This is a genomic window from Cupriavidus sp. GW821-FHT02F09 (assembly GCF_059421605.1).
Genome location: NZ_JBWKVH010000001.1, coordinates 165,050 through 184,811, shown reverse-complemented (window position 1 = coordinate 184,811; position 19,762 = coordinate 165,050). Strand labels below are relative to the sequence as shown.

The 19,762-nt window shown below is 66.8% G+C and carries 17 protein-coding genes; 7 read left to right on the top strand and 10 right to left on the bottom strand.

Annotation, left to right across the window (positions count from 1 at the left end; genetic code table 11):
• The first annotated feature begins 78 nt into the window (after positions 1 to 78).
• Together pdxR and AC07XB_RS01030 are read left to right on the top strand one after the other, a co-directional pair.
• Complete coding sequence (gene pdxR, locus AC07XB_RS01035) at positions 79 to 1,530, top strand: MocR-like pyridoxine biosynthesis transcription factor PdxR (RefSeq protein ID WP_492370632.1); 1,452 nt, start codon at positions 79 to 81, stop codon at positions 1,528 to 1,530.
• 96 nt (positions 1,531 to 1,626) lie between these two features.
• A complete protein-coding gene (locus AC07XB_RS01030) occupies positions 1,627 to 2,064 on the top strand; it encodes a carboxymuconolactone decarboxylase family protein (RefSeq protein ID WP_492370633.1) in 438 nt (145 codons plus the stop codon).
• Positions 2,065 to 2,125: 61 nt separating this feature from the next.
• On the opposite strand, the gene AC07XB_RS01025 is transcribed toward AC07XB_RS01030, so the two are convergent.
• Positions 2,126 to 2,650: an RrF2 family transcriptional regulator gene (locus AC07XB_RS01025; RefSeq protein ID WP_492828583.1), complete on the bottom strand. Its 525-nt coding sequence runs from the start codon at positions 2,648 to 2,650 to the stop codon at positions 2,126 to 2,128.
• 301 nt (positions 2,651 to 2,951) lie between these two features.
• Here AC07XB_RS01025 and AC07XB_RS01020 point away from each other — a divergent pair, with 301 nt between their 5' ends.
• Positions 2,952 to 4,163: a globin domain-containing protein gene (locus tag AC07XB_RS01020; protein WP_492828581.1), complete on the top strand. Its 1,212-nt coding sequence runs from the start codon at positions 2,952 to 2,954 to the stop codon at positions 4,161 to 4,163.
• Positions 4,164 to 4,250: 87 nt separating this feature from the next.
• On the opposite strand, the gene AC07XB_RS01015 is transcribed toward AC07XB_RS01020, so the two are convergent.
• The gene (locus tag AC07XB_RS01015) at positions 4,251 to 5,675 is read right to left on the bottom strand and encodes a heavy metal sensor histidine kinase (RefSeq protein WP_492807516.1); all 1,425 of its coding nucleotides are present in this window, start codon (positions 5,673 to 5,675) and stop codon (positions 4,251 to 4,253) included.
• Entirely contained in the window at positions 5,672 to 6,343 is a 672-nt protein-coding gene (locus AC07XB_RS01010; RefSeq protein WP_150985778.1) for a heavy metal response regulator transcription factor, read from the bottom strand. Before AC07XB_RS01010 ends, AC07XB_RS01015 begins: the two co-directional genes overlap by 4 nt.
• Positions 6,344 to 6,490: 147 nt before the next feature.
• On the opposite strand from AC07XB_RS01010, the gene AC07XB_RS01005 reads away from it, so the two are divergent.
• The 4 genes from AC07XB_RS01005 to AC07XB_RS00990 all read left to right on the top strand — a co-directional run bounded on the left by AC07XB_RS01005 (position 6,491) and on the right by AC07XB_RS00990 (position 9,163).
• Positions 6,491 to 7,132 carry a hypothetical protein gene (locus AC07XB_RS01005; RefSeq protein ID WP_492828579.1) on the top strand — a complete coding sequence of 214 codons (642 nt, stop codon included), beginning with the start codon at positions 6,491 to 6,493 and terminating at the stop codon, positions 7,130 to 7,132.
• Positions 7,133 to 7,193: 61 nt separating this feature from the next.
• On the top strand, positions 7,194 to 7,841 hold the full coding sequence (locus tag AC07XB_RS01000) for a cytochrome b/b6 domain-containing protein (RefSeq protein WP_492828577.1): 648 nt from the start codon (positions 7,194 to 7,196) through the stop codon (positions 7,839 to 7,841).
• A 23-nt stretch (positions 7,842 to 7,864) separates the two neighbouring features.
• Positions 7,865 to 8,617, top strand: coding sequence for a molybdopterin-dependent oxidoreductase (locus AC07XB_RS00995; RefSeq protein WP_492828625.1), 753 nt, complete (start codon positions 7,865 to 7,867; stop codon positions 8,615 to 8,617).
• 243 nt (positions 8,618 to 8,860) lie between these two features.
• Positions 8,861 to 9,163 carry a hypothetical protein gene (locus AC07XB_RS00990; RefSeq protein WP_492807519.1) on the top strand — a complete coding sequence of 101 codons (303 nt, stop codon included), beginning with the start codon at positions 8,861 to 8,863 and terminating at the stop codon, positions 9,161 to 9,163.
• Positions 9,164 to 9,174: 11 nt separating this feature from the next.
• Here AC07XB_RS00990 and AC07XB_RS00985 read toward each other — a convergent pair whose 3' ends face one another.
• From AC07XB_RS00985 to AC07XB_RS00955, 7 genes are all read right to left on the bottom strand, one after another.
• On the bottom strand, positions 9,175 to 9,438 hold the full coding sequence (locus tag AC07XB_RS00985) for a type II toxin-antitoxin system RelE/ParE family toxin (protein ID WP_492828575.1): 264 nt from the start codon (positions 9,436 to 9,438) through the stop codon (positions 9,175 to 9,177).
• Positions 9,438 to 9,707, bottom strand: coding sequence for a CopG family ribbon-helix-helix protein (locus AC07XB_RS00980; RefSeq protein WP_492828573.1), 270 nt, complete (start codon positions 9,705 to 9,707; stop codon positions 9,438 to 9,440). The genes AC07XB_RS00985 and AC07XB_RS00980 overlap by 1 nt, the downstream gene beginning before the upstream one ends.
• 240 nt (positions 9,708 to 9,947) lie before the next feature.
• Complete coding sequence (gene purL, locus AC07XB_RS00975; protein ID WP_492828571.1) at positions 9,948 to 13,994, bottom strand: phosphoribosylformylglycinamidine synthase; 4,047 nt, start codon at positions 13,992 to 13,994, stop codon at positions 9,948 to 9,950.
• A gap of 344 nt (positions 13,995 to 14,338) precedes the next feature.
• Positions 14,339 to 16,291 (bottom strand): alkyl/aryl-sulfatase, encoded by a 1,953-nt coding sequence (locus AC07XB_RS00970; RefSeq protein ID WP_492828569.1) that lies wholly within the window; start codon positions 16,289 to 16,291, stop codon positions 14,339 to 14,341.
• A gap of 265 nt (positions 16,292 to 16,556) precedes the next feature.
• A complete protein-coding gene (locus AC07XB_RS00965; RefSeq protein ID WP_492828567.1) occupies positions 16,557 to 17,015 on the bottom strand; it encodes a (2Fe-2S)-binding protein in 459 nt (152 codons plus the stop codon).
• A gap of 16 nt (positions 17,016 to 17,031) precedes the next feature.
• A complete protein-coding gene (locus tag AC07XB_RS00960; RefSeq protein WP_492828565.1) occupies positions 17,032 to 19,308 on the bottom strand; it encodes a xanthine dehydrogenase family protein molybdopterin-binding subunit in 2,277 nt (758 codons plus the stop codon).
• Positions 19,308 to 19,739: a hypothetical protein gene (locus tag AC07XB_RS00955; protein ID WP_492370645.1), complete on the bottom strand. Its 432-nt coding sequence runs from the start codon at positions 19,737 to 19,739 to the stop codon at positions 19,308 to 19,310. The genes AC07XB_RS00960 and AC07XB_RS00955 overlap by 1 nt, the downstream gene beginning before the upstream one ends.
• Between the last annotated feature and the right edge of the window lie 23 nt (positions 19,740 to 19,762).

Below are 19,762 nucleotides of genomic sequence, written 5' to 3'. Positions count from 1 at the left end.
TCCCCGCTCTTCCCACCTGCCCGCCTCAGCCTTTGGCATCGTGCCGGGCCCGGGTAACCACCAACAAAAGATCAAGAGATGGATGTCCATTTGAGCATTCACGGCCGGCAGGGCCTTGCCGGCCAACTCTATCGACAGTTGCGGGCGGGCATCGTCGACGGCCGCCTGGCGCCGGGCGAAAGGCTGCCGTCGACCCGCGACCTTGCCACACAGCTTGGGGTATCGCGCAAGACCACGCTCGACGTGTTCGAGCGGTTGATTGCCGAGGGCTACCTGCGCTCCCGCGCCGGCGACGGCACCTTCGTCGCGCATGAGATGACGGGCCTGGCACCATCGCCATCATCGCTGTCCCCCAGCGCGGGCTCCGGCTCGATCTGGGAGGCGCTGCCCGACACCCTTCCCCATACGCCACCCGGCGCCGCGCCAGCGTTCGACTTCGTGGGCGGCGTCACCGACAAGGGCATGTTTCCCTTCGATAAGTGGCGCAGCTGCGTCAGCCACGCGCTACGCGTGCAGGCCCGCGGGCGCGGCAGCTACCGGGATCCCGCCGGCGAGCAGGAATTGCGGCTTGCGGTGTCGCGCTACCTGGCGTTCAGCCGCGCGGTGGTGAGCAACTGGCAGGAAGTCATCGTCACGCAGGGTGCGCAGCAGGCGATCGACCTGATGGCGCGGGTGGTCATCCGCCCCGGCGACGTGGTGGCGGTGGAGGATCCCGGCTATCCGCCCGCGCGCATTGCGTTTTCCGCGCTGGGCGCGCAGGTGGCTTATGTCCCCGTGGATGCGCAGGGGCTGGTAGTGGACGCCCTGCCGGACAACGCGCGCATTGTCTACGTCACGCCGTCCCACCAGTTTCCGCTGGGCATGGCGATGAGCCTGGAGCGGCGCGTGGCGCTGCTCGAGTGGGCGCAACGCCGTGGCGCGCTGGTGCTGGAGGACGACTACGACGGCGAGTACCGCTTCATGGGCCACCCGGTGGAGTCGCTCAAGAGCCTGGACAAGACAGGGGTGGTGGCGTACGTCGGCACCTTCTCCAAGACGATCTTCCCCGAGTTGCGCATCGGCTACGTGATCCCCCCGGCGCCGCTGGGCGCAGCCGTGCGCAGGGCCAAGCAGGTCAGTGACTGGCACAGCTGCACCATGACGCAGACGGCGCTGGCCAGGTTCATGCTCGACGGCCACTTCGCCAAGCACCTGCGGCGCATGCGCAAGGAGTACGCCGCACGCCGCGCCGCGTTGCTTGCGCACCTGCAGGGCCCGTTGAGCCCGTGGTTCATGCCCCACGCGCCGGCCGCGGGCATCCATATGGTGGCCCACCTGAAGATGCCGCAAGATGAAACCGCGCTGATCGCGCGCGCCGCCGCCGCATCGGTCGGCCTGTATGGCATTGCAGGCATGTACGGCGGGCAGGCGCCGGTGCCTGGCATCCTGTTGGGCTACGGTGGCATCAGCGTGGCGGACATCCACGCCGGCATGGAGAAGCTGGCCGGGGCGCTAGCGGCGGACGGCCCGCCACTGGTTACCTCAAATTAGAGAAAACTGGCTATTTTGCATAGCCAGTCGCCGTCCTATTCTTGTTCCTGTCGCGCCTCCACACCGATGGCGCAAAACGCAAAGCAGGAGCAAACCATGGAACAACGTCTCGACTTCTACAAAGCCAGCCCCGCCGCCATCAAGGCCGTGCTCGGCCTGGAAGAACGCGTCGGCAAGAGCGGCCTGGAAAAACCGCTGGTAGAACTGGTGCGCCTGCGTGCCTCGCAGATCAATGGCTGCGCCTATTGCATCGACCTGCACACCACCGATGCGCGCAAGGGCGGCGAGAATGACCGCCGCCTGGCCACCCTGTCGGTCTGGCGTGAAACGCCCTTCTTCACCGACCGCGAGCGCGCCGCCCTGGCCTGGACGGAAGCCGTCACGCTGGTCGCCCAGGATCATGTGCCCGACGCTGCATGGGAAGCGGTTCGCCCCCACTTCGGCGACGCCGAGCTGGTCGACCTGACCCTGCTGATTGCCACGATCAACAGCTGGAACCGCTTCGCCATCTCGTTTCGCAAGACGCCGGCCTGAACCCGGGCCGACCTCGCCCCGGCGCCGCTCCCGCCAGCCGGGAGACCGGCGCAACGCGGGCTTACTGCTCGCCAGCGTCCTCGGCTGCCGCCTGGGAGGCCTTGGCCTTGCGCGTCACGCTCTTGATCGGGATGCCGGTCAGGGTGGCGGCGCCACCGTCGCCAAACGCCCGCGTGAGCGCCGCAGGCTTCTCCACCAGATCCTGCAGGCTATACGCGTCCAGCACCTCGAAATAAGCCCGCAACGCCGCGGACAGCACGCCGCGCAAGCCGCATACGCGGGTGATGATGCAGTGGTTGTCATCGCCCTGGAAGCACTCCACCAGGTTGAAATCCGACTCCATGGTCCGGATCACTTCGCCCACATTGATCTGCGCAGCCGGCCGGCCCAGCGCGATGCCACCTGCGCGCCCGCGCACCGTATGCAGGAAGCCGGCCTGGCCGAGCTTTTGCACGATCTTGATCAGGTGGTTCTTGGGAATGCCGAACGCATCCGCGATGTGCTGGATGGTGACCAGTTCACCCGGATGGACCGCCACATAGATCAGGGTCCGCAGACTGTAGTCGGTGTAGTCGGTCAGTCTCATGGAAAAATCCGGTTTGCGGCGATGATGTATGGGGTAGCCAGGATGGGGCCCCGGCAGGCATTGCGCCTCAGTGTGACGGCTGCCGCAGTCTAACATGGACCAAAGATGCATCTTTGCGCGTTGCCGCAAATTTTATGTTGCATTACAAATGCATGTTTAATAAAATCGATTTCAAGGCGTCGCCACCTGGCCGCGTCCAGGCTGAACCGGGACTGCACCCAGACCGTACGCCGCTACCGCACCACGTTGCGGAGTCTTTTTTCTTTTTTGTTGCATTTTCTGCACATCTTTGGAGGTTGCCGTGCTGTCCGAACAATCGAGACCCCTGATCGACGCGAGCGTGCCCGTGCTGCGCGAACATGGCCTGGCCATTACCCAGACGTTCTATCGCAACATGTTTGCCGATCGGCCCGAGCTGACCAACCTGTTCAACATGGGCAACCAGGCCAACGGTTCGCAGCAGCAGTCGCTGGCCTCCGCCGTGTTTGCCTACGCCGCCAACTATGGCGACAACAGCGCCCTGGCACCGGTGGTCAGCCGCATCGTCCACAAGCACGCCTCGGTCGGCATCAAGCCCAGCCACTACGCCATCGTCGCGCGCCACCTGCTCGGCGCCATCGGCGAAGTGCTCGGCGATGCCGCCACCCCGGCGCTGGTCGCCGCCTGGGACGAAGCCTACTGGCTGCTCGCCGCAGAACTGATCGCCGCGGAAACCCGCCTCTACGAGCGCGCGCAAACCGGCCCCGATCACCGCCAGCCCGTGCGCATCGTCGCACGCGAAGCACAAAGCGCCGACATCACCGCCTTCACGCTCGAAGCCGTGGGCGGCACCACGCTGGCCGACTTCCTGCCCGGCCAGTACATCTCCGTGGTGGTGGAACTCACCCCCGGCGCCTTCCAGCAGCGCCAGTACAGTTTGTCCGACGCGCCCAACGGCAAGACCTGGCGCATCTCGGTCAAGCGCGACCGCGGCAATGGCGAGGACCTGCCCGCCGGCGCGGTCTCGAACTGGCTGCACGAAAACGCCCGCGAAGGCGACGTGCTGCTGGTCAGCCAGCCCTTCGGCGACTTCGCCCCGCGCATCGAGCCCAGCACCCCCATCGTGCTGCTTTCGGCCGGCGTCGGTGTCACGCCCATGATCAGCGCGCTGAACACCGTCGCGCAGCGCAATCCTTCACGCAAGGTCGTATTCGGCCACGCCGCGCGCATGGCCTCGCACGTGGCGCACCTGAAGGACGTCAAGCATGCCGCCCGCAAGCTGCCCAAGCTGCGCACGCACTTTTTCCTGGAATCCGAGGAGCCGGCGGAATTTCTGGCGCAACCCGCCCTGCCTGGCCGCATGGATATCGATGTGATTCTGGCCGACGAAGATCTTGCGGATGCGGACTTCTACCTGTGCGGGCCGCTGCCGTTCATGCAGGCACAGCGCGCGGCGCTGCAGGCGCGTGGCGTGAGGGCGGAACGGGTGCACCGGGAGGTGTTTGGGCCGGATCTGCTGGATACGCTGCTGTAACGCTGCTGTAACGCTAGAAACGAGACGGCAATGAAGCGCGCGGGGATCCCGCGTGCACGGCTTGCAGGCGCCGGCCGCCACAAGCTCTCAGGAAGCCAACCCTTGCTGCCGCGGGAACCGCAGCGCAAACCGCACCAGCCCCGGCGCGGGGCAACTGGCCATCACGCCGCCGCCGTGCAGCACCATGATGGCCTTCACGATGGCCAGGCCGAGGCCGTTGGACTCGGTGACCCGGCTGCGCGCCGCATCGCCGCGATAGAAGCGGTCGAACAGGCGGTCGAGCTGGCCTTGCGGGATGGCCTCGCCCTGGTTTTCCACCGCAACGACGATGCCGTCAGGCTCTTCGGTACTGCTCAGCCGCACCACGCTGCCCGGCGCGCCGTAGCGCACGGCATTGACCACCAGGTTGTTGATGGCGCGGCGGCACAGCAGCGGATTGGCCCAGACCGTGCCGAGTGCCTCCACTTCGAATGTCATCGCCTTCTCGTCCGCCGGCCCTTCGAAATACTCGGCGATCTTGTTGAGCTCGTCAGGCAGCGACACCGGGGCGCGCTCGATAACCAGCCCGGCATGGTCGGCCTGCGCCAGGAACAGGATGTTCTCGGCGATATGGCCGAGCCGGTTCAGCTCCTCCAGGTTGGACTCGAGGACGTCCTGGTATTCCTCCGGCCGGCGCGACTGGCTCAGCGTGACCTGGGTCTGGCCGATCAGCGCGCCCACGGGCGTGCGGATCTCGTGGGCCAGGTCGGCGGAAAACTGGGACAGCCGCTCGTAGCCGTCGGCCAGCCGGTCCAGCATGGCGTTGAACGCGCCGACGAGGCCGCGCAGCTCGGCGGGGGCATTCCGCTCATCCAGGCGCACGGCGAGGCTGGCGGGGCTGATCTCGGCGGCCCGCGCGGCGATGCTGCCTACCGGCTTGAGCCCGCGCCGGATGGCGAAGAAGGCGAGCGCGGTCGCCGCCAGCATGCCGACCAGCGCGGCCAGCACCACGCGGTCGCGGTAGGCGGCGAGCATCCGCACTTCGTTGCTCATCGGATGCGCGGCGATCACCTCGACCACGCCGCCATCCTCGCTGGAGCGCGCCATCGCGGCCGCCCAGTGCACCGGCACGCCGTTGTCCAGCCGGGTGCGCAGGATGCTGGCCGCGCTCAGGCCGGCGCCGTCGCCCGGCGGGGATGCCTCAAGCTTTGCCGGCACCGGCAGGTTGTCCGGGTTGACGTGGATAAACGGCGGCTCGCCCGGCTTGCGGAAAATCAGCACGTCGCGCTCGGCGCCGAGCATGGATTCGAACAGCAAAGGCCGGTCCTTGAGCTCGCCGACGGTGTACACATCGCTGGCCAGCCGGCGGAAATGCGCCACGCGCCCGATCAGTTGCAGATCGGCGCGGGCCTCCATCGAGGTCTTGACGGACTGGTAGAAATACGCGCCCAGCGCGCCGATCACCACGCAGGCAATCGCGGCGAACGACAACGTCGTGCGCGCGGTCAGCGAGCGCGAGGACCAGGCTTTCACGCGCCCTCGCCGAAGGTATAGCCGATGCTGCGCACGGTATGGATAAGCTTCTTGTCGAAGGGCTGGTCGACCTTGGCGCGCAGCCGCTTGATGGCCACGTCAACGACGTTGGTGTCGCTGTCGAAGTTCATGTCCCACACCTCGGCGGCAATCAGCGTGCGCGACAGCGCCTCGCCCTGGCGCTTGACCAGCAGGTGCAGCAGCAGGAACTCCTTGTTGGTCAGCACGATCTCCACGCCCTGGCGCGTCACCTTGCGGCGCAGGACATCGAGCTTGAGGTCGGCGAATTCGAACAGCTCCGCCTCGCGCACCACGCCGCGGCGCAGCAGCGTGCGGATGCGCAGCACCAGCTCGATGAACGAAAACGGCTTGACGAGGTAATCGTCGGCGCCGAGCTCAAGCCCGTGGATGCGGTCGTTGACATGGTCGCGCGCGGTCAGAAAGATCACCGGCAGGTCGCGCCGCGCGCGCAGCGTGCGCATGATTTCCCAGCCGTCGATGCCCGGCAGCATCACGTCGAGCACGACGAGGTCGTAGGCGTGCTCCAGCGCCATGTGCAGACCGTCCGTACCGGTGCGCGCGAGATCCACGGCGTAGCCGCTTTCGCGCAAACCCTTCTTGAGGTAATCGCCGGTCTTGGGGTCGTCTTCGATGACGAGGATGCTCATGATGCGCAATGCCATTCAACGGTATGCCGCCATTCTAGCGGTGGCCGGAGCCCCGATTCATGACATTTTGGTCATCAAAAAGTCATCCGAGCGACCCGGCCATCACCCTAACCTACGTAGCACTTTCCACGCACCAGGAGTTCCAGGATGAAGATCGTTTCGCGTAATTTGACACGTACCTTGGTGGCCCCGGCGCTGCTCGCCGGCGCCATGTTTGCCGCAGCGCCCGCGGTGATGGCGCAGCCCGCTCCCGCCGCCACGCCTACCGGCGTGCGCGGCACCGTGACCGCCTTCGCCGGCGACACGCTGAAGGTGCGCACGCGCTCGGGACAGGACCTGGAAGTGGGCCTGACCAAGGACACCGCGGTGCGCGCGGTGACGCTGGCCAAGGTCGATGAGATCAAGCCCGGCAGCTATATCGGCTCGGCCGCCGTGCCGCAGGCGGATGGCTCGCTCAAGGCGCTCGAGGTGCACGTGTTCCCGCCGAGCATGCGCGGCAGCGGCGAAGGCCATCGTGCGTGGGACCTCGGCAAGAACAGCAGCATGACCAACGGCACCGTGGGCAACGTAGTGGTCAGCAACGGCCGCACCATCACCGTGAAGTACCCCGACGGCGAAAAGCGCATCGTGATCCCCAACGACGTGCCCATCGTCAACCTGGAACCCGGCGACCGCTCCTTGCTGGTCCCCGGCGCGCATATCGTGCTGTTTGCCAGCAAAGGCGCCGACGGCGGGCTGACCGCGCGCTTTATCTCGGCCGGCAAGGAAGGCGTGGTGCCTCCGATGTAAGACCCGCCCGGGCCGGCGCCGTCCGGCCTGGATCCTTGCTGTCCCGCCAACGTTCCCCGTCATGCGCAAGCTCCCCTCCTCCTCACCCGCGCGGCGCGCCATCGTCCATCCGCTGGTCGTGCGCGCCACGCACTGGATCAACGCCTTCGCCATGGCCTGCATGGTGATGAGCGGCTGGGCGATCTACAACGCCTCGCCGCTGTTTCCCTTCAAATTTCCGGCCTGGGCGACGGTAGGCGGCTGGCTGGGCGGCGCGATCGCATGGCATTTCGCGGCCATGTGGCTGCTGGCCGCCAATGGCCTGGTCTACCTGGCTTTTGGCCTCGCCACGCGGCATTTCCGGCGCCACTTCCTGCCGCTGAGCGCGCGCGGCGTCCTGCGTGACGCGTCGCTTGCCATCCGGCTGCGCCTGCCGCATCGGCCCGGCGCCTACAACGCGGTGCAGCGGCTGATGTATGTGGCGGTGCTGCTGCTGGGCGTGCTGGTGGTGGCGTCCGGGCTGGCCATCTGGAAGCCCGTGCAGCTGGACTGGCTAGCGACGCTGTTTGGCGGGTTCGACACGGCGCGCCATGTGCATTTCCTTGCCATGGCGGGGATCGTGGGTTTCGTCGTGATTCACCTGGCGCTGGTCATCCTGGTGCCGGCCACCTTGTTGCCAATGCTGACCGGACGCGCCGGGCGCGCTGGCCATGGAGATGTCGAAGCATGAGCGCCCCCAACGATGACAAGCGGATGCCGGCCTCGGAGCCGGCAAGCGCGGCTGATTTCAAGCCCCAGCTCGTGCAACTCCAGCGGCGCCTGTTGCTGCGCTCCTCGCTGTCGCTGGGCGCCCTGTCCATGCTGGCGGGCTGCACCTTGCAGGATGGCGATGCCGTGGACAAGGTGCTGTGGTCAATGTCGCGCTGGAACGATCGCGTGCAAGCCTGGCTGTTCAACCGCAACCGGCTCGCCCCCATCTACGCGCGCAGCCAGATCACGCAGCCCTTCCCGTTCAACGCCTTCTATCCTGAGTACGACGTGCCGGAGGTCGACGGTGCCGGCTACCGCCTCGAAGTCTCCGGGCTGGTCGCCGACAAGCGCGCATGGAGCCTGGCGCAACTGCGCGCGCTGCCGCAGGCGGGGCAGATCACGCGGCATATCTGCATCGAAGGCTGGAGCGCGATCGGCGAATGGCACGGCGTTGCGCTGCGCACCTTCCTGGAACGCATCGGCGCGGACACCACCGCCCGCTATATCGGCTTCAAATGCGCGGACCGCTATTACTCCAGCCTCGACATGGAAACCGCGCTGCACCCGCAGACCATGCTGGCGCTGGATTTCGGCAGCGAGCCGCTACCCGCCCGCTATGGCTACCCGCTCAAGCTACGGGTGCCGACCAAGCTCGGCTTCAAGAACCCCAAGCATATCGCCGCGCTCTTCGTGACCAACGAGAATCCGGGCGGGTACTGGGAAGACCAGGGGTATAACTGGTTTAGCGGGCTGTAGGACAAGAACGCACCGCTGCCTGCAAGTGACGACCCCTGGGTGATGCACGGTACGCCAGGCACCAAACACGTTGCCTGGTGTACGCATTGCCGCACCTGGCGAGCGCGCCAAGCATTCCCACCATCGCCGCACATGGGTAATATCAAGGTCATGCGTGCCGCCACCCTGGCCGTGGCGCAGTCTGATTAGCGCAAGCCCGCCTGATCTCCCGCCGCGGGCACCGGCATGCGAACGAGGGAGACCATGGCTTCAGTGGCTTCAGTGGCATCAGGCGGCAGCCCCTACCGGCAACTCTGGCACCTCACATCCGAAGGATGGGGCTACTGCGCGCTCGGCACCTTCAGCCACGATGGCCTGCCCCCGGAATGGCGCGCCGTGCTGCCCATGCTGCCGCTGCGCGACCGCTACTCCCCCGTGAAAGCCGCGCGCATGGTGCTGGTCACCATGCAGATCCGCGGCGCGGCGCCGGCATCGGCCAGGCAATCGGATCCGCAGCGGCCGTTGTATTACGTTTATCAGGCCTGGAGTACACGGCGGATGACTTGAGGCAAGTCGTCTTAGCGATCCTCTCGGGTATGCCACACCCGCAGCACGTAGATTGTCGAATCCCGAATCTCATAGCGCATCTCATAATGCCCCACAAGAATCCGCCGCACCTCGCGGGGCTCGAATTCATCAAGCTGCTCACCGATGCGTGGGTTAGCCAGGAAATTTGCAGGTGCCGCCGCGAGCGCCTGGACGGTTCGCGCAGCTGCCAGCTTATTCACGGGGGCCAAAAACTTGGCGAGCGCCTTGCTGGTCCACTTCAGGTCCATCAACATCAGCGCGAGACCGGCGGGGGTGTGTCCGTGCTAAGACCGTCGGCCCAAGCCTGAACGGCCTGATGATCGATAACGCGACCTGCATCCACGTCGGCCAAGGCCTCACGTGTCAGACGGCTGCGCTCTTCCTCCTGATCGATCCAGGCAGATAGGGCCTGCTTCATGATCCAGCCGCGCGAGCGCTCCAGGCGGGCCGCCAACTGATCGACCTTCTCGGCCAGTGGCAACGGCACATGCACGGTCAGCACCCTGGTTTCGGTCTGTGCCATATGTAGTCCTTTTCGATGCGGGTTGAATCACAGTGAATCATAGCGATTCATGATAGCGCGTCCAAACCGAAGGTCTTGTTTGGGCATTTTTCAGCACTTATCTGTATCACCCGCTGAGCGCGCACGGAAATGCAGCCTGCCTGAGGCAGCCAACCCGCTCAGTGAATCCCGCATCGACAAAAGGAAAAGCCCGCGCGAAGCGGGCTTTTCCTTTCTACAGCGCGAAAAACAGCAGGCCGTTCAACCCACCCACTTGCGCGCGTTGCGGAACATGCGCATCCACGGGCTGCCGCCGTCTTCCACCTGCTTCCAGGCGTCCGGCGCCCAGCTCATGGTGGCGGTGCGGAACACGCGCTCCGGGTGCGGCATCAGCACGGTGAAGCGGCCATCGGTGGTGGTCACCGAGGTAATGCCGTCGGGCGAGCCGTTCGGGTTCAGCGGGTAGGTTTGCGTCGGCGCGCCGTGGTTGTCCACGAAACGCAGCGCCACCTGGGCCTGGCTCTTGTCGCCTTGCTGCGAGAAGTCGGCGAAGCCTTCGCCGTGCGCCACCACGATGGGGATGCGGCTGCCTTCCATGCCGGCGAAGAAGATCGACGGCGAGGATTGCACTTGCACGGTGACGTAGCGCGCTTCGTACTGCTCCGACTGGTTGCGGGTGAACTTGGGCCATGCGCCCGCGCCGGGGATGATCGGGGCGAGGTTGCTCATCATCTGGCAGCCGTTGCACACGCCCAGCGCGAAGGTGTCCTGGCGGTTGAAGAAGGCCGCGAACTGCTCGGCCATCTGCGCGTTGAACAGGATGGTCTTGGCCCAGCCTTCGCCGGCACCCAGCACGTCGCCGTAGCTGAAGCCGCCGCAAGCGACAAAGCCGGAGAAGTCGGCCAGGTTGGCACGCCCGGCAATCAGGTCGCTCATGTGCACGTCGTGCGTGTCGAAGCCGGCGCGGTCCATGCTGTACGCCATTTCGATCTGCGAGTTGACGCCCTGCTCGCGCAGGATCGCCACGCGCGGACGCGCGCCGGTGGCCACGAACGGTGCGGCGATGTCTTGTGCCGGATCGAAGGTCAGCACCGGCGAGATGCCCGGGTCCCCCGCGTCGAGCACGCGATCGTATTCGCTGTCGGCGCAAGCCGGGTTGTCGCGCAGGCGCGCGATGCGCCAGCTGACTTCGCTCCAGGTGCGCTGCAGCTCGCTGCGCGCGGCGCCGAAGACCTTCTTGGCGTCGCGGTAGATCTCGATCTGGTCGGTGGCATTGGGCTTGCCCACCACGTGGCTGCAGGCCGACAGGCCGACTTCGCGCAGCACGGCGAACACGGCATCGCGCTCTTCCTGGCGTACCTGGATCACCGCGCCGAGCTCTTCCGAGAACAGCGCGCGCAGGGTCTGCTCGTCGCGGCGGCCGGAGATTTGCTGCGCCCAGTTCTTGGCGTCGCCGAAGTCCTGCTCCTGGACCGGGTCCAGCGCCAGCATGTCGACGTTGAGCGACAGGCCGCAATGGCCGGCAAAGGCCATTTCCGCCAGGGCAGCCATGAAGCCGCCGTCGGAACGGTCGTGATAGGCCAGCAGCTTGCCCTCGCGGTTCAGGCGCTGGATCACGTTGAAGAAGTTCTTCAGGTCTTCGGCGCTGTCCACGTCCGGCGCGGTGTCGCCTACCTGCTGCGTCACCTGGGCCAGGATGCTGCCGCCCAGGCGGTTCTTGCCGCGGCCGAGGTCGATGGCGATCAGCACGCTGTCGCCCGCATCGGTGCGCAGTTGCGGGGTCAGGGTGCGGTCGGTGTCATCCACGGCGGCAAACGCCGAGATGATCAGCGAGACCGGTGCGACCACTTCCTTGTCGACGCCGTCGTCCTGCCACTTGGTGCGCATGGACAGCGAATCCTTGCCCACCGGGATGCTGATGCCCAGCGCCGGGCACAGTTCCATGCCAACCGCATGCACGGTGTCGTACAGCTTGGCGTCTTCGCCGTCCACGCCGCAGGCGGCCATCCAGTTAGCGGACAGCTTGACCTTGGCCAGGTCCTTGACCGGCGCGGCGGCCAGGTTGGTCAGCGCCTCGCCGATGGCCATGCGGCCCGAGGCGGGGGCGTTGATCACGGCTAGCGGCGTGCGCTCGCCCATGGTCATGGCTTCGCCGGCCCGGCCCTTGTAGTCGAGCGTGGTCACCGCCACGTCGGCCACCGGCACTTGCCAGGGGCCGACCATCTGGTCGCGCGCATTCATGCCGCCAACCGTGCGGTCGCCGATGGTGATCAGGAACGACTTGCTGGCCACGGTCGGGTGGCGCAGCACGTCGCGCACGGCCTTGTCCAGCGCGATGCCGGTCACGTCCACCGGGGGCAGGCTTTGCGCCACGTGCTTGACGTCGCGGTGCATGCGCGGCGGCTTGCCCAGCAGCACGTCCATCGGCATGTTCACGGCATAGTGTTCCTTGAGCGCCGCGTCGACATGCGCATCGACCAGTTGCAGCTGCTGCTCTTCGGTGGCGATGCCCACCACGGCAAACGGCGAACGCTCGCGCTGGCACATGGTCTGGAACAGCGGGAAGGACTCCGGCGCCACCGCCATCACATAGCGTTCCTGCGACTCGTTGCACCAGATCTCGGCCGGGCTCATGCCCGACTCTTCCAGGTGCACCTGGCGCAGGTCGAAGCGCGCACCGCGGCCCGCGCCGTCCACCAGCTCGGGGAAGGCATTGGAGATGCCGCCCGCGCCCACGTCGTGGATCGACAGGATGGGGTTGTCGTCGCCGAGCTGCCAGCAGGCGTTGATGACTTCCTGCGCGCGCCGCTCCATTTCCGGGTTGCCGCGCTGGACCGAATCGAAGTCCAGGTCGGCGGTATTGGTGCCGGTCGCCATCGAGCTGGCGGCGCTGCCGCCCATGCCGATGCGCATGCCCGGGCCGCCCAGCTGGATCAGCAGCGAGCCGGCCGGCAGCGCCTTCTTGTGCGTGTGGCCGGCGTCGATGTTGCCGATGCCGCCGGCGATCATGATCGGCTTGTGATAGCCGCGCACGGTGCCGCCCACGTTTTGCTCGTAGACGCGGAAGTAACCGCCCAGGATGGCGCGGCCGAATTCATTGTTGAACGCGGCGCCGCCGAGCGGGCCTTCGGTCATGATTTGCAGCGGCGAGGCGATGCGGTCCGGCTTGCCGGTCACGCTCACCTCGTCGTCCGGGTTGCGGTGCGCCACCGGCTGGGCGGCGTCACGCGCGTTTTCCCAGCCTTCCACGGCGTCGGGCAGCATCAGGTTGGAGACCGTGAAGCCGGTCAGGCCAGCCTTGGGCTTGCCGCCACGGCCGGTGGCGCCTTCGTCGCGGATTTCACCGCCGGCGCCGGTGGAGGCCCCGGGGAACGGCGAGATGGCGGTCGGGTGGTTGTGCGTCTCCACCTTCATCAGCGTGTGGGTCAGCGCCTCATGGCGGCCATACTTCTGCTCGGTGCCGCGCGGGAACCAGCGCTCAGCCACATCGCCTTCCATCACCGCGGAGTTGTCCGAGTACGCCACGATCGACCCTTGCGGGTTGAGCTGGTGGGTATTGCGGATCATGGCGAACAGGGATTTGTCCTGCTGCACGCCGTCGATGGTCCAGGTGGCGTTGAAGATCTTGTGGCGGCAGTGCTCGCTGTTGGCCTGCGCGAACATCATCAGCTCGACGTCGGTCGGGTTGCGCTCCAGCTTGGCGTAGGCGTCGACCAGGTAGTCGATCTCGTCTTCCGACAGGGCCAGGCCCATTTCGGTATTGGCTTGCGCCAGCGCGGCGCGGCCACCGGAGATGTCGATGAAGCGCAGCGGCTTGGCCGGCAGTTCCTGGAACAGGCCGGCGGCGTCTTCACGCGAAGCCACCACGCTTTCGGTCATGCGGTCGAACAGGTGGGCAGCCACCGCGGCGCGCGTGCCGGCATCCAGCGTCTTGCGCCCACGCAGCAGGCCCTTCTTGCAGATCACGGTGATCTCGATGCCGCGCTCGATGCGGTGCACGTGCTCGAAGCCGCAGTTGTGCGCGATGTCGGTCGCCTTGCTGGCCCACGGCGAGATGGTGCCGAAGCGCGGAATCACCACAAAGCGATCACCGTCGGTTTGTGCCTCGAAAGGCGCGCCATAGGTCAACAGCGCGGCGATGCGGGCGCTGTCGTCTTGCGATAGCGGCACGTCGGTGTCGACAAAATGCAGGAACTGGCCGTGCACCGACTCGATGTCGGCGTCGATCTGCTTGAGGGCGGTGAGCAGGCGTTGCTGGCGAAAGGCGGAAAGCGCCAATGCACCGGGGAAGCACGAGAAATGCGCCATGGTCTGAGCGGTCGGGAGGGCAGGAGGTAGGGGCTGCTACCGGCCGGCGCCGCTGGTTGGGGCGCCGTGCTGGCGGGAAACCGGGATTATACCTTGTCGAGAGGGGGTTCCCGCGTTGCAGCAGAGGTGGCTTGACGGACAAAAGGTGGTGGTGGCCCGGACAAGCTCCGCAGCCATCACGCGGGCCGGGTGGCATCCGGGCTAATTGCGCCTCATAAACCACTTAAGCAGGCCGAACCCAATCCGCCCCAATCCGCCCACGCCACGGCCTTGCCCTCCAGCGCCACCGTCACCTTGCACAGCCAGAACGGCTGCGATTCGCCGACGACGGGCCGGTGGCCGGCTCAGCGCTCCGGCCAGGGCGCCGCGTCCACCACCGGGAAGCTGCCGCTGAACTGGTCCAGCAGGCCCATGAAGCGCGGCAGCAGCGACACATCGCCGCGCAGCGTGAGCCGGCCTTGCGCCACAGCCTCGGCCGCCGTCAAGCGCCGGGTCAGGACGGCGTCGAGCGTGTCGCGGCTGGTCTCGATGACCACGTCAGCCGTGTTCGCCACATCAGCCGCCACATCGGCCGCCACATCGGCCGCCTCCACCAGCAGGCTGCTCAGCGCGCAGTTGGACAGCGTGCTCACCCAATGCTCGCCGCTGTCGGTGAACAGCCAGCCGATCTGGCACGCCATGCCCTGCGCGCGCTGGCCGTGGATGCGCACCGCCAGCGCGTCGAACAGCAGCTCGTTGCTCATCGCGCCCATCAGCGCGTTGGCCGGCGGCCCCTGCGGATTGGCCTGCGGCGGCCCTTCGCGATACTCGCGCGCGGCCAGCAGGTAGGCATTGCGCCACGTCGCCGACTCGGCCTGGAAGCCCATCTGCTCCAGCGCGCTGGCCGCCAGCTCGCGCGCCTCGGCATGCGCCGGATGCGCGTAGACCGCGTGCTTGAGCACCTCGGCCACCCAGCGGAACTCGCCGCGCTCGTAGTCGGCGCGGGCCTTGGCCATCACGGCGTCGATGCCGCCCATGTATTCCAGGTGCTTGCGCGCGGCGGCCACCGGCGGCAGCGCATGCAGGTTGGCCGGATGCGCGTCGTACCAGCTCAGGTAGTGCTGCACGATCGCCTTGACGTTGTGCGACACGGTGCCGTAGTAGCCGCGCGTGTGCCAGCGCCTAGCCAGCGACTCCGGCAGTTGCAGCCCTTCGGCGATCTCGCCGGCCTTCAGGCCATGGCTCATCAGCCGCACGGTCTGGTCGTGCAGCACGCGGTACAGGTCGCGCTGCTCGGACAGGAAGCGCCGGGCGCGCTCCGCGCCCCAGGTCGGCCAGTGGTGCTGGGCCAGCACCACCACGGTACGCGGGCCATAGCGGTGCAGCGCGCGGTGCAGGTACTTGGACCATGCCAGTGCGTCGCGCACCTTGGCGCCGCGCAATGGGCAAAGATTGTGCAGGTTGTGGGTGGCGTTTTCGGCCAGGTTGAGCGCGCGCTCGGACGGGATGAAGAGGTGCATCTCGGAGGGCGCCTCGGTCTCTGGCGTGAGCTGGAACTCGATCTCCAGCCCGTCGATCACGTGGATCTCGTGCTCGGCCTCGATCGACCGCGTTGGCGCGATCAGCGTCGAGCGGCCCATCGGCAGCGTCTTGCCCAGGCCGGCATCCACCTGCGCCGCCGGTCCTTTGGCCAACGTGTGGCCAAACTGGAACTGCGCGCGGCGCGCCATGGCCACGCCGCCGATCACGTTCTCGGCGATGGCGTGGTGCATGAAGCCGGAGGGCGCAATCACCTGGACCCGCCCGGCGCGCACGTCGGCCTCGTCAACCAGCCCCGCCACGCCGCCAAAGTGGTCGGCATGGCTGTGGCTGTAGATCACGGTGTGCAACGTGCGGTTGCCGCGATGCGCCCGGTACAGCGCGAGCGCGGCTGCGGCGGTCTCCGGGCAGGTCAGCGCGTCCAGCGCGATCACGCCGGTGTCGCCTTCGATAAAGGTGATATTGGCGATATCGAACCCGCGCACCTGGAAGATGCGCGGCGTGACCTGGAACAGGCCGTGGATGCGGTTAAGGCGCGCCTGCCGCCACAGGCTGGGGTTGACGGTATCCGGCGCCTCGGCGGCATCCAGGAAGCCATAGGCTTCCATGTTCCACACGCCGTGCCCGTTGGCGCGTGCCACCTTGGCATTGGGGATGGTGCCGACGAAGCCGCGCTGCGCGTCTTCCCAGTCCTGCTCGTCGTGCTCCGGCAGCTCGCGCGCCAGCAGGCGATGAAAATCAGCCGTGGCCGCGTGGGCACAGCTTGCGTTGTCCGGCATGGGGTCTCCTTGGTGGCGCGTTGACGATGCTCAGGTAAGCCAACCGCGCCGCCGATAGCGGCATCAACAGCGCCGGGATCGGTCAGCACAGCGTGAATCGGCACGCCATGCCATGGATGATCGAACGCAACCCGCTTGTGAGCGCAAAGGGCGGTTTCGCCGCGATGGGCATGGCGCGAATAACCTGAACAGGAATTGGGGTTTCATTCTTTGTCGCCCCCTGCGTTCACGTTATCGGTAAAAACCCTCGCCGGGCGGGGCTGCCTCAGGTGCGTGGCTGCCCGGCGGCTTGGTGGATAGCAGCGCGGATCCGCGGGTAGGTGCCGCAGCGGCAGACAATGTGCTCCATCGCCTTATCGATGTCGGCATCACTGGGCTTTGGGTTGCTTCTCAGGAGCGCGCTGGCGGTCATGAGCTGCGCGCCCTGGCAGTAGCCGCACTGCACCACGTCCAGATCGAGCCAGGCGGCCCTCAAGGCTTGCGCCTGCGGACCGCGCAAGCCCTCGATGGTCACGATCCGGATATTGGCCAGCGTGGAGACCGGGCTCATGCAGGCGACCTGCGGCGCGCCGTTCAACTGCACCGTACAGGCCCGGCAAACGCCGATGCCGCAACCATACTTGGTGCCGGTCAACCCCAGCTCGCACCGAAGCACCCACAGCAGAGGGGTGTCCGGATCGGACTGCACGGACACTGTCTTACCGTTGATGTTCAGGGGCAGCATGGCTTTCTCCCGGGACTCAGGCCAGTTTCAAAGGCAACGCGCGCAGGCGCTGTCCCGTCAGCGCAAACAGGGCATTGGCCACCGCCGGCGCAATGGGGGGCGTGCCCGGTTCACCTACACCCTGGGGATGGTCCTGGCTTGGCATGATGTGGGTTTCGATGGCCGGGCAGTTGTTCATGAAGATGACGGGGAAGTCACCAAACGTTTTCTGGTGCACCTGGCCGTCGACGATCGTGATCTCCTCGAACAGCGCGGCCGACAAGCCAAAGATGATCGCGCTCTCCATCTGCTGGCGAATCAGGTTCGGGTTCACCGGCAGCCCGCAATCGATCGCGCAGACCACCCGGTGCACGCGCACGGTCTTGTCCGGCGCCACGGATACTTCCGCCACCTGCGCGACGATGCTGCCGTATGCCTCGTGCAGCGCCACCCCGCGTGCGCGTGCGGCGCCGTCGGCTGTCTTCCCTAACGGCGTTCCCCAGCCGGCCTTGTCCGCGGCCATGTGCAACACGGCCAGATGACGCGGATGCCTGACCAGCAGGCTGGCACGAAAGGCAACGGGATCCTTGCCGGCGGCCGCCGCCAGTTCGTCGATAAAGCTCTCGGTAAAAAATGCCTGGTGCGAGTGGCCCACCGAGCGCCAGAAACCCACCGGCACCGGCAGGTCGACAATCACGTGCCCGACGCGCGCGTTCGGCCATTCGTAGGGCCGGTCGAACGCGCCTTCCGTCGTGGTCTTGTCGATGCCCAGGCCCGGCAGGCCAAGCAAGCGCGCCAGCATGGCCGGCACGATCGCCTGGCTGGCCGACGTGTTGTGCCAGGCCACCAGGTTGCCCGCGCCGTCGAGCCCGGCCTTGAAGCGCGAGAGGCAGGCAGGCCGGTAGAAGTCGTGCGTGGTGTCCTGGACGCGCGACCAGATCGTCTGCACCGGCCGCCCACCGCCCGCGCGCGCGATTGCCGCGGCCTGGGAGATAAAATCCACCTCCAGCCGCCGCCCGAACGCGCCACCGATCAGTTGCGGCTGCACATCGACCTTGTCGGCATCGATGCCGAGGACCTTCGACACCGCCCGGCGCGCCAGGCCAGGCAACTGCGTCGAGACCCAGACCCTGGCCGCGCCGTCGCGCACCTGCGCCGTGCAGTTGATGGGCTCCACCGCGCCATGCGCGAGGTAGGGCGCGCTGTACTCGGCGCTGACGGGCTTGGCGGCTGACTTCAATGCCGCTTCGACATCGCCGTGCCGGTAATAGGCGTGGCCGTCGGAGGCATCCAGCGCCTGCGCGAGACGCCGGCTCACCTCCGGGCTGGACAGCGAGGCGGCGGGGCCAGGGTTCCACACGATCTTGACCGCATCCAGCGCCTTCATGGCCCGGTACGCGTTGTCGGCGATCACCGCCACCCCGCCGGTGCCGCCGTTGTAGGCATCCACCGCGAGCACCTTGACGATGCCCGGCATCGCGGCGGCAACCGCGCCGTCGAAGCTCGCCACCGTGCCGCCCAGCGTCGGGCACATCGTCACGCTGGCGTACAGCAGGCCCTCGGGCAGCACGTCGATGCCAAAGCGCGCCGTGCCATCGATCTTGGATGCGGCCTCCAGGCGGCGTATGTCCTTGCCGATCAGCTTGAATTCGGATGGCGTCTTCAGCGCCACCTTTGCCGGCAGCGGGAGCTTCCCGGCCTGGGCCGCCAGTTCACCGAAGGTGGCTGTTTTCCCGGACGGATGCAGTACCTTGCCGTCCTGCGCGCGGCACTCGCCCGCTGGCACGTTCCACCGCGCGGCTGCCGCGCCGATCAACATCGCGCGGGCGGATGCGCCGGCCTCGCGCATCGGGTCCCACAAGTCATTGAGGCTCGACGAGCCGCCTGTCACCATCTCGCCGATCTCGCGCATGAGCTTGGCGATCAGCCAGGCGGCCAGATGCCTGGCCACGCTGTCGTCGTCCGCGCGGAACGGGAGATCCTCGACGACGACTTCCAGGTTGTTGTAGATCTTGTCCACGGGCGCGTGCTCAACCTTCACGTGCGCCCAGCTGGCATCCAGCTCGTCGGCCAGCACCATGGCCAGGCCGGTGTGCACGCCCTGCCCCATCTCGGAGCGGCACATCATGATGGTGACGGTGTTGTCCGCTGCGATCTTGACCCAGCCATTGAGCCCCACCTGCGTGCCAACCGCCGGCAACGGCTGCGACGTGGCCAGCCGCTGCCGAGGCGGCAGCACCGACCAGCCGATCAGCAACGCACCGACTGCCCCGATGCCGCCGATGCCACCGACCAGGAACGCTCTGCGCTTCATCAGAACTCGAGGCAGAAATCGATCAGGCGATGCTTGTCCCAGTACACCTTGCCAAGATACACGCCAGGCGCGATGCAGCGAATCTCGTCGCGGATCCAATGCGCGACCAGCGATGTGGCGGAATAGTCCAGGACAATGCACTCCTTCTGGTCAAGCCAGCTCTCGCCCTTGTACACCTTCGCCAGGATCGCCTCGAGCCCGAAGATGGAGACGCGGTTCTTGAGAACGCCGCGCTTGGCGTCGAAGACCTTTCCCTGCCAGGCAAAGAGGTTGATCATCTTGGCGATGCTCTCGGTGAATACCGTGCCGGGCGAGATGATCGCGGTGCCGGCGGCCTCGCCATCCGGAATATCGCCGGCCGGGCTGTTGCGAAACAGATCGTCAAGCTGGTCCTGGCTCATTTCCAGCAGCATGCGTACGTCGTATGCCATGTTTGCACCTCCAATGTCGCGCC

Coding starts and splice junctions, on each gene's coding strand:
- AC07XB_RS01000 (WP_492828577.1), top strand. CDS start 7,194: ATGCGCAAGCTCCCCTCCTCCTCACCCGCGCGGCGCGCCATCGTCCAT.
- AC07XB_RS01005 (WP_492828579.1), top strand. CDS start 6,491: ATGAAGATCGTTTCGCGTAATTTGACACGTACCTTGGTGGCCCCGGCG.
- AC07XB_RS00990 (WP_492807519.1), top strand. CDS start 8,861: ATGGCTTCAGTGGCTTCAGTGGCATCAGGCGGCAGCCCCTACCGGCAA.
- AC07XB_RS01030 (WP_492370633.1), top strand. CDS start 1,627: ATGGAACAACGTCTCGACTTCTACAAAGCCAGCCCCGCCGCCATCAAG.
- purL (WP_492828571.1), bottom strand. CDS start 13,994: ATGGCGCATTTCTCGTGCTTCCCCGGTGCATTGGCGCTTTCCGCCTTT.
- AC07XB_RS00965 (WP_492828567.1), bottom strand. CDS start 17,015: ATGCTGCCCCTGAACATCAACGGTAAGACAGTGTCCGTGCAGTCCGAT.
- AC07XB_RS01010 (WP_150985778.1), bottom strand. CDS start 6,343: ATGAGCATCCTCGTCATCGAAGACGACCCCAAGACCGGCGATTACCTC.
- AC07XB_RS00980 (WP_492828573.1), bottom strand. CDS start 9,707: ATGGCACAGACCGAAACCAGGGTGCTGACCGTGCATGTGCCGTTGCCA.
- pdxR (WP_492370632.1), top strand. CDS start 79: ATGGATGTCCATTTGAGCATTCACGGCCGGCAGGGCCTTGCCGGCCAA.
- AC07XB_RS00970 (WP_492828569.1), bottom strand. CDS start 16,291: ATGCCGGACAACGCAAGCTGTGCCCACGCGGCCACGGCTGATTTTCAT.
- AC07XB_RS00995 (WP_492828625.1), top strand. CDS start 7,865: ATGCCGGCCTCGGAGCCGGCAAGCGCGGCTGATTTCAAGCCCCAGCTC.
- AC07XB_RS00985 (WP_492828575.1), bottom strand. CDS start 9,438: ATGTTGATGGACCTGAAGTGGACCAGCAAGGCGCTCGCCAAGTTTTTG.
- AC07XB_RS00955 (WP_492370645.1), bottom strand. CDS start 19,739: ATGGCATACGACGTACGCATGCTGCTGGAAATGAGCCAGGACCAGCTT.
- AC07XB_RS01025 (WP_492828583.1), bottom strand. CDS start 2,650: ATGAGACTGACCGACTACACCGACTACAGTCTGCGGACCCTGATCTAT.
- AC07XB_RS00960 (WP_492828565.1), bottom strand. CDS start 19,308: ATGAAGCGCAGAGCGTTCCTGGTCGGTGGCATCGGCGGCATCGGGGCA.